General features: G+C 52.3%; 12 protein-coding genes and 1 pseudogene. 4 read left to right on the top strand and 9 right to left on the bottom strand.

All coding sequences use genetic code 11. The features are described from left to right. Nucleotides 1-49 precede the first annotated feature (49 nt). Nucleotides 50-1,756, top strand: coding sequence for an ABC transporter ATP-binding protein (locus BBD41_RS27675; protein ID WP_077566655.1), 1,707 nt, complete (start codon nucleotides 50-52; stop codon nucleotides 1,754-1,756). A 180-nt stretch (nucleotides 1,757-1,936) separates the two neighbouring features. Then, a complete protein-coding gene (locus BBD41_RS27670; protein WP_077566656.1) occupies nucleotides 1,937-2,791 on the top strand; it encodes a chemotaxis protein in 855 nt (284 codons plus the stop codon). Nucleotides 2,792-2,944: 153 nt separating this feature from the next. On the opposite strand, the gene BBD41_RS27665 is transcribed toward BBD41_RS27670, so the two are convergent. The 5 genes and pseudogenes from BBD41_RS27665 to BBD41_RS30725 all read right to left on the bottom strand — a co-directional run. After that, nucleotides 2,945-4,822, bottom strand: a complete 1,878-nt coding sequence (locus tag BBD41_RS27665; protein WP_099479885.1) for an ABC transporter ATP-binding protein — start codon at nucleotides 4,820-4,822, stop codon at nucleotides 2,945-2,947. Further along, nucleotides 4,819-6,606, bottom strand: a complete 1,788-nt coding sequence (locus tag BBD41_RS27660; RefSeq protein WP_077566658.1) for an ABC transporter ATP-binding protein — start codon at nucleotides 6,604-6,606, stop codon at nucleotides 4,819-4,821. The genes BBD41_RS27665 and BBD41_RS27660 overlap by 4 nt, the downstream gene beginning before the upstream one ends. A gap of 468 nt (nucleotides 6,607-7,074) precedes the next feature. Further along, nucleotides 7,075-7,428: a hypothetical protein gene (locus BBD41_RS27650; protein WP_077566659.1), complete on the bottom strand. Its 354-nt coding sequence runs from the start codon at nucleotides 7,426-7,428 to the stop codon at nucleotides 7,075-7,077. A 156-nt stretch (nucleotides 7,429-7,584) separates the two neighbouring features. Further along, nucleotides 7,585-8,067, bottom strand: coding sequence for a tetratricopeptide repeat protein (locus BBD41_RS27645; RefSeq protein WP_077566660.1), 483 nt, complete (start codon nucleotides 8,065-8,067; stop codon nucleotides 7,585-7,587). Between the two features lie 105 nt (nucleotides 8,068-8,172). Continuing rightward, nucleotides 8,173-8,390, bottom strand: a pseudogene (locus tag BBD41_RS30725) (MMPL family transporter); the annotation flags it as partial. A 286-nt stretch (nucleotides 8,391-8,676) separates the two neighbouring features. Between BBD41_RS30725 and BBD41_RS27635 the strand changes: the two are divergent. Beyond that, on the top strand, nucleotides 8,677-9,294 hold the full coding sequence (locus tag BBD41_RS27635) for a TetR/AcrR family transcriptional regulator (RefSeq protein WP_099479883.1): 618 nt from the start codon (nucleotides 8,677-8,679) through the stop codon (nucleotides 9,292-9,294). A 101-nt stretch (nucleotides 9,295-9,395) separates the two neighbouring features. Here the strand turns inward: BBD41_RS27635 and BBD41_RS27630 are convergent, their stop codons facing one another. The 4 genes from BBD41_RS27630 to BBD41_RS27615 form a co-directional block, all read right to left on the bottom strand. Further along, entirely contained in the window at nucleotides 9,396-10,034 is a 639-nt protein-coding gene (locus tag BBD41_RS27630; protein WP_099479881.1) for a nitroreductase family protein, read from the bottom strand. 123 nt (nucleotides 10,035-10,157) lie between these two features. Then, nucleotides 10,158-10,613 (bottom strand): RrF2 family transcriptional regulator, encoded by a 456-nt coding sequence (locus tag BBD41_RS27625; protein WP_099479879.1) that lies wholly within the window; start codon nucleotides 10,611-10,613, stop codon nucleotides 10,158-10,160. Nucleotides 10,614-10,690: 77 nt separating this feature from the next. Next, nucleotides 10,691-12,697 carry a Na+/H+ antiporter gene (locus BBD41_RS27620; protein ID WP_099479877.1) on the bottom strand — a complete coding sequence of 669 codons (2,007 nt, stop codon included), beginning with the start codon at nucleotides 12,695-12,697 and terminating at the stop codon, nucleotides 10,691-10,693. Nucleotides 12,698-12,826: 129 nt separating this feature from the next. Continuing rightward, nucleotides 12,827-13,243: an Lrp/AsnC family transcriptional regulator gene (locus BBD41_RS27615; protein ID WP_077566665.1), complete on the bottom strand. Its 417-nt coding sequence runs from the start codon at nucleotides 13,241-13,243 to the stop codon at nucleotides 12,827-12,829. A gap of 181 nt (nucleotides 13,244-13,424) precedes the next feature. Here BBD41_RS27615 and BBD41_RS27610 point away from each other — a divergent pair, with 181 nt between their 5' ends. Next, nucleotides 13,425-14,405 (top strand): oxidoreductase, encoded by a 981-nt coding sequence (locus BBD41_RS27610; protein ID WP_099479875.1) that lies wholly within the window; start codon nucleotides 13,425-13,427, stop codon nucleotides 14,403-14,405. The last annotated feature ends 8 nt before the right edge of the window (nucleotides 14,406-14,413 follow it).

Below are 14,413 nucleotides of genomic sequence, written 5' to 3'. Positions count from 1 at the left end.
ATGGTAGCATCCCCTACATATTCGTTATAAACTTGGAGCGTGATTTGATTTGATACGAAGGTTTTTCTCTTATTACCGTCCCTATAAGGGCTTATTCATCCTTGATTTTACGTGCGCGGTTATTGCCGGATTGCTGGAGCTGGCATTTCCGCTCGCCGTCAGCAAGTTTATTGATGACCTGCTGCCCGGACAGAACTGGCCCCTGATTCTGATCGCTTGTCTGGTGCTGCTGTCCATTTATGCGCTGAATACGGCGCTTCAATATATCGTGACCTATTGGGGGCATATGCTCGGCGTGAATATTGAAACCGATATGCGCGCAAAAATGTTCTCCCATATCCAGAAGCTGTCCTTCCGATTCTTCGACAACAACAAAACCGGCCATCTGATGGGACGTGTTACGAATGATCTGAATGACATAGGCGAAGTTGCCCATCATGGACCGGAGGATGTATTCATCGCCGTCATGACCCTGCTGGGCTCCTTCTCTCTGATGGCTTACATCAATTTGGAGCTGGCGCTGATTACGTTTATCATCGTGCCGTTGATGGCGTGGCTCATCATCAAATTCGGAGGACGAATGACGACAACCTACCGTCAATTGTTCCGGGACGTAGGGAACTTCAATGCCCGCATCGAGGACAACGTTGGCGGCATCCGCGTCGTTCAATCCTTTGCCAATGAGGAGCATGAGAAACAGCTATTCGAGGCGGAGAACAAGCAATTCCGCGCGACCAAGCTGCTTGCCTACAAGACGATGGCAAAAAGCACGTCCGTCAGTTACATGTTAATGCGGCTGATTACCGTGTTTGTCATGATTTGCGGTGCCTGGTTCTTTATCCAAGGAAAAATCGAGATGGGCGAATTCATGGCGTTCCTACTGCTCTCCAATATCTTCTTCCGGCCGATCGAGAAGATCAACGCCGTGATCGAGAGTTATCCGAAAGGGATTGCGGGCTTCAAACGGTATTTGGAGATTATGGATACCGAGCCGGAAATCGCTGATGCACCTGATGCCATCTCTCTTAGTGCCGTGCGCGGAGATATCCGATTCGAGGGCGTCACCTTCGGCTATGAGCCGAACCGGCCGATCCTGAACCATATCAGCCTTTCCATCCGTGCCGGAGAAACGGTCGCTTTCGTCGGTCCATCCGGCGCAGGCAAGACGACCATATGCAGCCTGCTGCCGCGGTTCTACGAAGTAGACCAGGGCCGAATTACCGTCGACGGCATCGATATCCGAAACATTAAGCTGCACAGCCTGCGCAAGCGTATCGGCATCGTTCAGCAGGACGTGTTCCTGTTCTCGGGTTCGATCCGCGAAAATATCGCATACGGCGATCTGTCCGCGACAGACGAGCAGATCTGGGAAGCCGCCCGCCGGGCTTCGCTGGACGATCTGATCCGCAGCCTGCCTGAAGGCATGGACACGATTATCGGGGAACGGGGCGTGAAGCTGTCAGGCGGACAGAAGCAGCGCTTGTCGATTGCCAGAATGTTTCTGAAAAACCCTCCGATCCTCATCCTGGACGAAGCCACCTCCGCCCTGGATACGGAGACGGAAGCCCAAATCCAAAAGTCGCTCTCCGAGTTGTCCGTCGGAAGAACGACGCTCGTGATTGCGCACCGGCTGACAACGATCCAAAACGCTGACCGCATCATTGTCGTCAATAAAGATGGAATTGCCGAGCAAGGCACCCATCAGGAATTGATCCGATCGGGCGGCGCGTACAGCAGGCTGCATCAATTGAATTAGTCCGGCGGCATGCATGCCGGCACGATAAGGACGGATCTCGACTCAAGCGGGAGATCCGTCCTTTTTTTGCGCTATTTTTCGAAATCTACTCTATCTCCCTATTTACTAAGGTCTGCATATCGAATATACATGATAAAATAATATCAAACGCGTTATTCCGATAAGGGGGCTGCAGTTGCGATGAAACCGAAAATTGCAGTGATTATTGTCCACGGATTGGGTAAGCAGAAGAAGAGTTATGCCGATAAGTTCAAGAAGCAATTAAGAGAAGCTTTTGCAAAAGCCTCCGGCCAATCCCCTGATCTGCTGGAGATCGAAGCGGTTCACTGGGCCGATGTATTTGCACGCAGAGAAACGGAATTGGAACAAAATATCATCGCACCCTACCGGCTGCGATACCGCCACCTTCGCCGATATGTTATTCATAATCTGGCCGATGCCGTTGCCTACCAGCCGGTCGACTCCGAATCCCAAAACTATGACGCCGTGCATATGACGATCAGTCAAGCGCTGCACAGATTAACCGCAGCAGCCGGACCGACCGCCCCATTATGCGTGATCGCCCACAGCCTGGGCGCCGTTATCGCGAGCAATTTCTTCTATGACCTTCAGCACTCATCCCGGGGACACAAGCTTGTGATTGACCCCGCCTCTCCCTTGGAAAGAGGGGACACCCTCTCACTCTTCTATTCTCTTGGCACGACGCTACCGCTCTGGAGCTTGCGATACGGCGACTTTGACCGTCCGATCCGTGTGCCTTCCGATCGATTAAGAGACTATCACAGCCGCCTTGACGGCGGCGAATGGGTCAACTTCTACGACAAGGATGATATCCTTGGCTATCCGCTGAAAGGCGTGGATCCTGCTTATCGGGATGCCGTACGCGAAGATGTCGCCGTTAATGTCGGAGTCTGGTGGAAAAGCTGGAACCCCCTGTGCCACAGCGGATATTTTGCAAGCCCCATCATCCATGAGTATATCGCGGGCAAGCTGACCTCGGTCATGCGCAGCATGGCTCCTTATCCATCAGACTGATTTAACACCGGTGCTGGAAAATTAAAAAATCCCCTCCCAGGCAAGAAGCCGGCGTGTTGCGTATCACCGGCTTCGCTGAAGGGGATTTTTCTTTTTTGGTAATTCCAGGGCCAAAGGTCATTGAAATACCATTCGATTGGCCATACCCGACGATCAAGTGCCGGTTTCTTCACCATACCATAGCTGCCGGAAGCTTTCACTTGAGCGCAGCAGCTCTTCGGCTGTTCCTTCCGCCTCAATCACACCGCCGTTCAAGACGATAATCTGATCTGCATGATTCAAGGCCGCTCTTCGATGGGATACAACCAGGCAGGTCGCTCCCCTCCGCTCGCGGAACAGTCTTTCCCACAGCTTGCGTTCCGTCTCGACATCCAGCGCGCTGGATAGATCATCAAAGACATAGAGTTCTGCATCGCGGACCAGCATCCGGGCGGCAGCGGTACGCTGTGCCTGCCCGCCGGAGAGCTTTACGCCCCGGGGCCCGACCATCGTCATGAGGCCGTCCTGCAGGTGCTTAATATCCTCCTCCATTACCGCAGCATGCAGCGCACGATCCAAACTTCCGGGCTGCTCCTCGATTCCAAGAAGGATATTGTTCCTCAGCATATCGCTGTACAGCCTTGGAATTTGCGCCGTATAGGCACTTTGCGGTGGAACGAAGAAATCCGCAGGGTTGTCGATCCGCTCTCCATTCCAGCGTATATCGCCGGCTTCGGCCGGAAGCAGGCCGAGCAGCGTCCGGACGAGCGTGGTTTTGCCGCTACCGATCATACCGGTTACAACCGTAAATGACCCCCGGGTCAGATTAAGGCTAATGTTCTCGATGCCACGGCCGGTCTCAGGATAACGGTAGGTCAGCCCTCTCGCTTCAAGCTGTTGAAGCGGCGGTGCACAGATCGCCGGAGGCGTCGGATTGAAGCCGGATTCAGGCTCCTCGACGTGTATGGTGCGGCTCATGGCCCGATTTTCCGTAAACGATTGATCTCTTTCGTTAGCATCCGCTGCCAAACTACCCTCGTGCTTGTGCTTGGTCCTTGTTCGGCCAATGCCGATATCGTTCGCCGCTGTCAGCAGGGTCGCGGGTGCGCCTTGAAGCATCGACACCATTCTCTTGAAGCTGACCCCCATCTGCTTGTAGTAGGTCATAAAGTTACCGACATTTGAAATGAGCTGAGTGACAAACGTTAAGTAATAAACGAATAAGGACAAGTCGCCCACGGTAAATTCGCCGTTGCGCATTTTATAGCTGGCCAGCACAAGAATAAGACCGGTGCCCAGATTGACGGAATTGGTAAATACGGAAGACAGCGCCTCCGTCAGCAGCTTATCCTTAACCATAGATTGGCGGCGATTCTCGCTAAGCCTTACAAAACGGTCGACGACGCGCTTCTCGGCCCCTGCCACCTGGATCGCTTGAACGTTCGCAAACATTTCGCTGATGGCGCCGGTAACTTTGGCTGTCGACTCGCGGCTGGCCGCCCTGTATTTCTGGATCCTAGCCGTTGCAATCTGGGCAGCCGTTACGACGAGTATCAAAGGTACGAACACTAACACGGTCAGCTGAAGATCGATTGAGATCAATATCCAGCTTGCGACAATGACAAAGCCGATCAAACCTAATGTATCAACGGACCAGCTTGTAGCCTCTTCCGCCTGATCAACATCGTCGCGGAAATTGCTTATCGCTTCGCCAGGCGAGCAAGGAATCGCCCGGGCACCCGGCTCCTTCAGCACATGAGCGAGCATATTGCGCCGAATCAAGGTGGCGATCCGGAACCGAAAATGAACGTCGGTCATGAAACCCCCGTAGATTAGGGTGATTCTCGCCAGCGCCGCTCCAATCAGGAGCACCGCGATGGCCCATACGCCATACGGAAATTCATACGTGCCTTCCAAATGATCGAAGAAGGCTTTCGTAAGCAGCCCCGGGAGGAGCGGAGCCATATGGATCAGCGACCATGCAAGCAAATTCAGCAGGTATAAACCCGGACGGTAAAGCAAGAGCCGCCAGAAAAAGTGCCTTGTTTTCATACCAGTACCTCCTCCGCGCCCACCGCAAGCATTCGGCTGAATCGTGATGCCGGATTCGCGGCAAGCTCTTCCCTTGCCCCGCACTCGATCGTCCGCCCATTCTCAAGGATGAGAATGCGGTCCGCCCGCTGCACGGTGGCCAGTCGGTGAGCAATGATAATGCAAGTCTTCTCCCGTAAAAGCTTCGTGATTGCCGCCTCGATCCGATGCTCGGTCAAGGGGTCAAGCCGCGAAGAAGCTTCGTCAAGAATAACGAGGCCCGGGTCGGTCAGGAAAACGCGGGCGAATGCCAGCAGCTGGGCTTCGCCTGCGGATAAGCTGCCTCCCCCCGACGCCAGGCTCGTATTGAGCCCTTCTGGTAAGGATGCAAGCCACGCCCCCAGTCCCAGCTCTTCCAGTACCGAATGAATGCGCGGATCAGGAATCCGTTCATCGAACAGCGTTAAATTATCGCGGACCGTTCCTTCAAGGATCTCGATATTTTGCGTCACCATCGCGACCTTCCGCCTCAATTCTTGCAGCTTGCAGGCGCGAATATCCGTTCCCGCCAGCTCAATGCTTCCCTGCTGCGGATCGTAGAACCGCAGCAAAAGCCGGGCGATCGTGGTCTTGCCGCTGCCGGTCCGTCCCAATAAACCAAGCGTTTGCCCCGGTTCCAGCCGCAGGTTCAGCTTATCGAGCGTAGGCGGGCCATCCGCTTCGTATGAAAACGTCAAATCACGGAATTCAACCGACAACGGACCCGCAGGCAGCGGTGCTCCCGGACCGTCCTTGATAAGCGGCTCCGTAGCCAGCAGCTCCCGTACCCGCATCAGGCTTGCGTCCGCCTTTTGCAGGTCCTCGAGCTGGGTCCGGATTTTCTCGATCGGCTTCGCCAGCAGCTCCGTATAGTAGAACACCAGGTAGATGGAACCGATGGTCAGCCCTCCTTGCCCGTTCTTCCATAGCAAGGCGCAGACGACGAAGGCAGCCGCGTTGCCGAGCGCAAACACGAGAATCGTTGTACTCCACATCAGAAAGAATCCGATGAAAGCCCGCACCCGGACCGGGAGCATTCGCCTGGCCAGTTCAAAAAAGCGGTTCATGACGTAGCCCGCCGCCCCGTTGGCCCGGGTATCCTCCGTTCCTTCAAGATGCTCCCCAATGAAGCCGTAAAATTCCGCATTCAGCTCCCGCCAGCGTTTCCAGACAGGTATCGCAAATCTGCGTATGTATTGGATGACATAAATACTGCCGATCACAAATGCTGTCATGACCAAACCGATCCAGAAGCTCTCCCGGAACAAGAGAACCAGGATGCCGATCATTAACAGCAGATTGCCGAACAGGTGTATGATAAAGCTGGAGAAAAAATTGGCGAGCGCATTCACATCGCCGTCCACCCGTTCGATCAGCGAGCCGGACGTCTGCGTCTTATGGAAGCTCATATCCAGCGACAAGCAGTGCTCCGCCAGCTCTGCGCGCAGCTTGTTGGTGGTCGTCCAGCCCAAATTCTCGCTGAAATAAGCGGCTGCAACCGATACGCCCTGCTGCAGGAGTGAAAAGCCAATAAAGAAGCCTGCAGCGTAATACAATGCCGTCAGGCTTCCTTCGCCTTGCGCCGTATCAATAAAATAGCGGATGATCTGCGGGTTGATCAGCTGCAGTCCGATCGACAGTAACAGCAGCACGGCAAGTCTCGCAAGCATTTTTTTATGAGGCAGTACATACCTGACCAGCATGTCCTTGTACATCCCGAGACTTGTTGTCCTTCGCTTCGTCCGGTATAGCCGGTCCGTTTGCATATATTCCAATCTCCTTCCTCTTGTTGGATCTTTGAAGCCAAGGATCACCTGGATCTCCGTGTTATACCGTAGCGGCTGCGGTGGACGATTCGTTTCAACGTTAACCCAGTCTGATGCATAGCAATGATATGATAATAATAATGGCTACAGGAAAATATTACAAGAACATAAGTTCTTGTTCGGTGACCAATGTGGCGAGAGAGGAAATTGCCTGTTAGCGGTCGAAATTATAGGATGACTTACACCATGATCGAGAGAAGGCCTCGACATGTCCCTGTTTGCAGGGGAAGGAAATATCGGCCACATGGTTGAGCAGGTCAAGATGAACAGAGAGAGGCTATGGGAAGATTGAAATCGAGGCTGGCTAAGTTTTATCGGAGGATATTAAAGGCCGCCTTCCAAGAAGGCGGCATAAGTATAAGTGTTCATTAATTCGAAAGCAGACCGCTTTCTCCTTCATGTATGGAATTACGTATCAGAGACCATCGTCAGAACCTGGGCAAGCAGTTTATCGGTATTGCCGTGGCTGTTCCCGGAAATGCCGTGTTGTGCGTTATTGTCGGGATCCTCATTATTAATAGCCTTGTTGAGATCGGCCCTATTGCCGGCTGTCCCGGTTTCTTTGTTTTGTACGCTTCCGTATCCGTTCGCCGAGCTTTCCTGCACAACTTGCATGGTGAACCCGGAGGGTCCGCTGCGTGGAGAATCCACCGCGCTTGCTTGTCCGCCGCCTATTGCGTTCTCGCTTCCAGCCAGCATGATCATCAGCAGCGTGCTGCCAAGACCGATCGACCATAGGTTCATGTTGTTTGTTTTATTCATTTGTGCTGCTCCTTTCATCACCTATCGTGACACCCTTATTCTAAACGGCCAACCTTAGTGAGAAATGAAGACAACCTTAAAATCTTATTCATATTCATATTCGTTCCCGTTCACAAATAGTTTACATAATGTATCTTATGTGGAGTAATTAGTATCTTATTCCCAAACTTGATCGAGCTTATCCGCATAAAACGCAATCGCCCTTCGGTAAGACCTAATCCCTTCATCTTGAGTCGTCTCGGCAAGCTCCGTCAGGAGCAGCTCCATCGCCTGCTGATAGCCTCCTAAATTGTATAACGTCATCGCGTAAAAAACGTTGAATTCCCTTGCTTCAGGGTATTCCTTCTTCGCCAGCTCAAAGATTTCTCTGGACTTGTCGTACTCGCCCAGCGTCCGATACGTGGAGCCCAAGCCGAGCAGTGCTCCTCGCCGGTCCGCCCCGGTCAGCCCTGAGGAAATCGCCTTCTCGTAATAGGGAACAGCGGCTGTTTCGAGTCCGAGCATGTCATGGACCCATGCCAGCTGATAATTTAAATCGGGATCGTTCGGGGAATGGCGATGAAGCGCCATCAACACGCTCTTAGCTTCCTCCGGCTTTCCTTCCTCTCTTAGCTTGATCGCATCCTGCAGCGTTTCCATCCTTTTCACCTCTGATTCTATTGCAATTCATTCGCTTCCTCATCTTACCAATCGGTCGTTCCTCGTGTCAAAACGAAACCATCCGCGGGATCAAGCACGTGCTTGCCCCAAACCGTAATGGACGACGATCCACCCGAACCTAGCGCAGAGAAAAAGGAGAGAACAACGGTTGCTATGAGCTAGACGACAGCCACGACAGATCGCAAGTAAGCAAGAAGCAGCAAGGCAATTAAACCGATGACGACCGGGATAATCAGCCGGGCATCATGCTCGCCCTCGATTACCGTATCAGATTGGGTTGCGGCCTGGCCGCTGATCCAAACTGCTTTCTCGGGATTCTGTTCGCCGATCAGTGTATACCTTCACGGGAAGGACACTCTCCGGAAGAGACGAAAAGCAAATCCTACGTAGTTTCCCGCGCTTGCGCGCACGCTCCGCGCTCATGTCCGGCGTCCTTGAATTGAACGGATTGAATGAGCCTCTTCCAAAGATCGCCTGCAATGCCGGTACCAGAGTTAAACTGACGATGAACTTCACTAGGATCGACAGGTTGAACGTTTATTTTGAAAATGATCGTTGTTTATCATACACTATAGGCAGGAGGTCATCATGTCGAAGATACATAATCCACGGAATCCCGGACGTCCGAAAGCGGCTGCCGACGAAACACCCGTCCAAGAAACGATACTAAGAGTCGCCTCCACAATGTTTATGGAGAACGGCTATGAATCGGTATCCCTTCAGCAGATTGCGAAAACTTGTCAGGTGACGAAGGCTTCGATATATTACCATTACACAAGCAAACCCGAACTGTTTAAAATAGCGGTGACAACGATGCTTCAGAAGGCTTTCGAGTCGACCCGTCGCTTTCTTTCGGAGAGCGATACGCTTAGAGCTGGCCTGATTGGCATTGCCGAAACCAAAATTTCCCGCCCCCATGCAGAAATGGAGACCATGCTGCGTGAAGCAGAGCCATTCTTAAGCGAGGAGCAGCTGACAACGATTCGCCGGGCAGAGCAGCGATTGCATGAAATCATCGCCGAACGTTTCAGCCAAGCCATGGCACAGGGAGAGCTTCGGCAAGGCAACGCGATGCTAATGGCGCAAGCCTTTTCCGCAATCCTCATGCTGGGCAACCGAGAAGATACGAGAAGCGGTTATGCGTCCCCGCATGATATGGCGGTTGATATCGTGGATCTGTTCCTTGACGGTGCTAAGAAAGCTTAATCGTCGGAAAATATGCGAATGATGCAAACAATTCCACCCAAAAAAACAGAGGTCAACTGCGAACCTCTGTTTTTTTGCGTCTCTGATTTAGTGACAAGCGATTAATTCATTTCATTCCAGAAAGCAATATCTTCAAGCGGAAGCCGTACGGTCGGACGGGCCGGCGTTGCCGCTTTCCCGATCGCGATCAGCATAATACTCCGGTACTGGGAAGGAACTTGGAAAGCCTCGACAAATTTTTCTTTGTCATAACCGCCCATCGGCACCGTATCATAACCTCTCGCACGAGCAACCAGCATGAGCTGCATGGAAATGAGGCCGGCATCGATATCCACGATGCTTTCTTTAACGTCCTTGTCCATGCCGGCATAAATGTTTTCCGCCGTGTAAATAAAACGCTGCTTGACCTCTTCGGTCATATATCCCGCTTCCTGGGACATGGTATAAATTTTTTCGCCCTTCTCATACCATTTCATATCCCCAAGCACGGCAATCACTGCGGATGCCTGCAGCACATGCGCCTGATTGTTCGCGATCGGATGCAGCTTCTCCAGCAGCTCCGGCTTATCGATGACGAGAAAGCGCCAAGGCTGAAGGTTGCTCGATGACGGGGCCAGCGAAGCTTCCTTTAGCATTTCTTCCATTTCTTCTCTTGGGATTTTTACAGTCGGGTCGTAGGCACGAACCGAATGACGTTCTGCAACAACGGTGTGAAAATCAGGTTTCGTTAGAGTTGACATGGTATTCCCTCCATTGTATATTGTGCATTTAAATGCACAGTTTATATCGCGAGTAAACTGTGATGATTTATGCACAGTATAATTCAGCGACCATTAATTGTCAACTACTTCATTGAATGAAATTCATACCGACCGCTCGACGATATCCGCGATCGTGCGGGATCTCAACACACTGAGCGTGTTCTCTTCAATCTCGGACAGAATATCGGAGAAGGATTCTCTGATCTGATCGGCAAAACAATGCCCTGCCGTTGCATCCAGCATGCTGTCGCTCAGCGAGCTGTGAACCTGAAGGGCCGTATATACTTCGGCCAGCGTTATCTGTTTGGCGTCCTTCTTCAGCCTATAGCCGCCGTCTCGTCCTTCGCGTGATTCGATCAGGTTCTCTTGGGCGAGCGTCTTCAGGATGCGCCTGATTAACGTTGACTCCAAGTGCAGATAAGATGCCAGGTCGCCGCTGGAGCATTTCCCCGAATGACGCTCAAGGGCCACCAATGCCTGCACGGCAAGACTAAAGGTTTTATACGTGGACGGGCAGGCCATCGGCGCTTTTTTGTCCGCTGCTTTTTGTATACTCATGATCCTACCCCTTTCTTGTGCTTTCTCCATATTGTATCGTAATGCACACATCCCTTCAAGCTGAATAGGCGGGAGCTTCATAAGCTCTCGCCCTGATCCATCGCTTGCGTTTCAAACAAATTGGCTTCCCGATAATTAACATCCATTCTGAAGTGGCTTGCCAGCGTCCGGTCAATCTCTCCCTCTTCGAACTGCCTCTGAATCTCATTTCGCTCAGCCTGGATGGCTTTCAGCTCCAGCTCTCTTCGCTCACTGTTCATCTTGCGGACCGTACGGCTCCACATCCGGTCATTGCACAGGTAGAGCTCCATCGCCCGGTAATCCGCCACGACAGCCTGCAGCGCTGCCGGCCTCTCCGTTCGTTCCAATCCTTCGAGCTTATTAATAGCCGTGTGAATGGCTGCGAGCTTGAGCTTCTTATACTCCTCCCAATCCGGATGATCCGTTGACATGGCCGGCTGCTTCGGTCGCCCCCCTCCCTTCAAGAGGCGCATGACATGCCTCCACAGCGATTTCATGGTCAAACGGGGCCTGTAACGGCTCGTAAGAAGCAGCTCGACTTTGTTCAAGGAGGCGATAAATTTCTCGGCAACCCTTGGAGCAATCCGTTTATCTCTCAACCATTGCTCGGCGACGGCACGCTCGGCCTCCAGCCCCATTTTCCTTATTGCGATCGTAGCTTTCCAGGCACCTTGGATATCGCCCGTTCCCGATAGTCGGGTATGCTGAAGCTTCCGGGTGTAGACAAGCATTAATTGAAGAGCCTCTTCCTTGTTTTCGTCGTTCATTTCTTCCCGCACCGTCTGCAAGCCTGCTTCCAGAACCCGGATTCTCGCTTCCCGATCGTGAGCTTCCTGCCCGGTGGTCGCCTTATGCTTCTCCCTCGTAAGCAGTGGAAGCAGGCTGCTGGCCATAAGAAGGGTCAGCAATATAACACCCGCGCAAATGAACAGAATAAGCGCCCGCTCCGGGAACGGACTCGCATCCGCAAGCGTTAACGGAATCGAAAAAGCGGCGGCAAGCGTCAGAGCTCCTCTTACCCCTGATAACGCGGTCAGAAGCGCGGATTTGACATTCCGGTTTGTGGAGAGCCATACCCATACAAACCGAAGCACAAGAAGCACGGCTGTAATTAATACGATATATCCGATAACCTGGCCGTTATTGTAGGCGGGATCGCTCCAAATCTGATTGATGACCCCGGGAATTTCATGACCGAGCAGCAGAAAGACAAGGCCGTTTAGCGTATACAAAATGACGGACCAGGTGCTGTCCGATACGACACGCAGCCTCATTGAGGCGGACCGCATCCGGTCCCTCTCCACCGCATGGGTAACCCCCGCCGCAACGACGGCCAAGATGCCGGATAGATGAAATTCCTCGGCGATCAAATAGATGACGAACGGCGTCAGAATGATCACAAGCATATGCAGCGTCACGTCTTCCATCCCGAGTCTTCGCAGCAGCATCCTGAACCAGATAACGGCAAAACCAAGCGCCGCACCGATCGCCAACCCACCCACCGCGATGACGAAGAAGCTTCCTATTGCCTTCGGCAGCGAAAAATAGCCGGTCACCGTTGCCGCAATCGCAAAATTGAAGGCGACGAGGCCGGAAGCATCATTCATCAGAGCTTCGCCTTCCAGCAAATGCATGATTTTGGGCGGAAGCTTGGCCCTTCCCGATAAAGAGCTGACGGCTACGGCATCGGTAGGCGACAGAATCGCCGCAAGCGCAAAGGCAGCCGATAACGGAATGGTCGGAATCAGCCAGTGGATAAACGGACCCGCAAGCAGTACCGTGGCGAAGACCAGGCCGAGCGCGAGCAGCAAGATATATGAGCGGAGCTTCCAGAGCTCTTTGCGAGGCGTTCGTTTCCCGTCGTTAAACAGCAGCGGGGCGATGAATAGAACCATGAACAACTCGGGATTCAGCGGGACATGGTGAAATGACCTGACATATGCCGCGCCGATCCCAAGGCCGATCTGGATCAGAGGCACAGGCACAAATGGGACGAACCGGTGGATCATGTTAGAAATGCCGATTAGCACGAGAAACATCAAAATCATCAGAAAAATTTCCATTATCTATCCGCCTCCATCCGAAACAGTACGATCATCCTCGGAAGCAAACGTCATGTTTGCCGGGTACCCTGCCGCACAAAGCCATGGAATAGGTTGTGTAGAATAATGGAAATTTATTTATCGGTCCTCTTAATCTTTGAATTCGATCGGGGAGGATAATACGGTCATCGTCGTGGTGTGCCCGTATGCGCTGCATGTCATAATGAACGCTTCTAGGGACTGCATGGATTCCGTCATGATCTTCATGAGATAGTTATATTGCCCGCTCACCTGGTACAGCTCTACAACCTCGTCTGCCTGCCTGCAAAAATCCAGCAGCTTATCGCATGAACCGGCCTGGATTAGAATAAACGCCGTCACGCCTTTTCCCATCTTATCGTGCGCAAGAATCGTCCGATATGCCTTGATAACGCCTTTCTCTTCCATTCTTCGTACCCGCTCCGTTACCGCGGGCTGAGTCATATTGATGTGCCGTCCCAATTCGGAGTACGACATTCTCGCATTGTTCGCCAGCAATTTCAGTATGCTATGGTCGATCTGATCCATCATCTCGCTCCTTTTGCCAGTCATTTAGAATTTCTAATTAGCCGATACGAATGAACTTTAATTTCTAAGTATTTCACTCCGAATACCTTGAGTTCCTTATGTAAATATACTCGATTTGAACGTACAATGAATCCACAAGTCATAATTCAATCCATATCCATACTTAAGGAGGAACACGAAAATGAGTACCTATGTGCACAATCCCATACAGATTGGAAGCTTAACGCTAAGAAACCGGATCATCATGGCGCCAATGCAGCAAAACCAGGGCACCGCCGAAGCCTTTGCGACCGATTATCACGTCAGACATTACGCTGACCGCGCCGAGGATGTCAGCCTCGTTATCATCGAGTCGACCGGCGTATCTCCGAACGGACGTCTTTTTCCCGACGATATCGGCATCTTCACCGATCAGCACGTTGAGCCTCTTCGTCGGATCGTGGAGGCTGTTCATCAGAAAGGGACCCCCGTCTTTATTCAATTAACGCATGGCGGCCGGAAGTCTTGGCCATCCCTGACGAGCAAGCTTATGGGACCGAGCGCTATCGCCTATGATGAGGAATACGGCGTTCCCCTTGCCATGAGCCTCGACGATATCCGGACGGAAACCGAGCGATACCGCCTGGCAGCCCGAAGAAGCTTGGAGGCCGGTTTTGACGGAATCGAGCTTCATGCTGCACATGGACACCTTCTGCATCAATTCCTGTCCCCGCTATCGAACATGAGAAAGGATCATTACGGCGGCAGTCTGGAGAACAGGGTCCGCATCCTTAACGAGGTGCTGGAGGCGATCCGTGCCGAAGTCGGACCCGATTATCCGGTGCAGCTGCGAGTATCCGCATCCGATTTTGCAGAAGGCGGACTAACGCCGGTTGAAGTGGCGACGGCACTGACTTATCTGGAATCCAAATTAGATGCGGTCCATGTATCTTCGGGAGGACTGGTTCCGAACGCTCCGTTAGCGACGCCGGAAGGTTACCAATTGCCCTATGCGTCGCTGATTAAGCAGTATGTTAAGCTTCCAGTGATTGCAGTCGGGAACATTCGCACGCAAGCTTTCGCCAATTTCATTCTAGCAGATCAATTAGCAGACGCAATCGCTATTGGGAGACCGTTAATGGAAGATGCCCGTTTCGTTGAGAAAATGCTTCTTCATGCTTAAATGGACAT

This window comes from Paenibacillus ihbetae, assembly GCF_002741055.1.
Lineage (GTDB): Bacteria > Bacillota > Bacilli > Paenibacillales > Paenibacillaceae > Paenibacillus_AQ > Paenibacillus_AQ ihbetae.
This window is presented reverse-complemented; position numbering and strand designations above follow the sequence as displayed.

What these genes read in the sequence shown, in the direction of transcription:
- BBD41_RS27620 (WP_099479877.1), bottom strand. Translation starts at nt 12,697, where the DNA reads ATGGAAATTTTTCTGATGATTTTGATGTTTCTCGTGCTAATCGGCATT.
- BBD41_RS27645 (WP_077566660.1), bottom strand. Translation starts at nt 8,067, where the DNA reads ATGGAAACGCTGCAGGATGCGATCAAGCTAAGAGAGGAAGGAAAGCCG.
- BBD41_RS27665 (WP_099479885.1), bottom strand. Translation starts at nt 4,822, where the DNA reads ATGAAAACAAGGCACTTTTTCTGGCGGCTCTTGCTTTACCGTCCGGGT.
- BBD41_RS27650 (WP_077566659.1), bottom strand. Translation starts at nt 7,428, where the DNA reads ATGAATAAAACAAACAACATGAACCTATGGTCGATCGGTCTTGGCAGC.
- BBD41_RS27670 (WP_077566656.1), top strand. Translation starts at nt 1,937, where the DNA reads ATGAAACCGAAAATTGCAGTGATTATTGTCCACGGATTGGGTAAGCAG.
- BBD41_RS27610 (WP_099479875.1), top strand. Translation starts at nt 13,425, where the DNA reads ATGAGTACCTATGTGCACAATCCCATACAGATTGGAAGCTTAACGCTA.
- BBD41_RS27625 (WP_099479879.1), bottom strand. Translation starts at nt 10,613, where the DNA reads ATGAGTATACAAAAAGCAGCGGACAAAAAAGCGCCGATGGCCTGCCCG.
- BBD41_RS27660 (WP_077566658.1), bottom strand. Translation starts at nt 6,606, where the DNA reads ATGCAAACGGACCGGCTATACCGGACGAAGCGAAGGACAACAAGTCTC.
- BBD41_RS27635 (WP_099479883.1), top strand. Translation starts at nt 8,677, where the DNA reads ATGTCGAAGATACATAATCCACGGAATCCCGGACGTCCGAAAGCGGCT.
- BBD41_RS27615 (WP_077566665.1), bottom strand. Translation starts at nt 13,243, where the DNA reads ATGGATCAGATCGACCATAGCATACTGAAATTGCTGGCGAACAATGCG.
- BBD41_RS27630 (WP_099479881.1), bottom strand. Translation starts at nt 10,034, where the DNA reads ATGTCAACTCTAACGAAACCTGATTTTCACACCGTTGTTGCAGAACGT.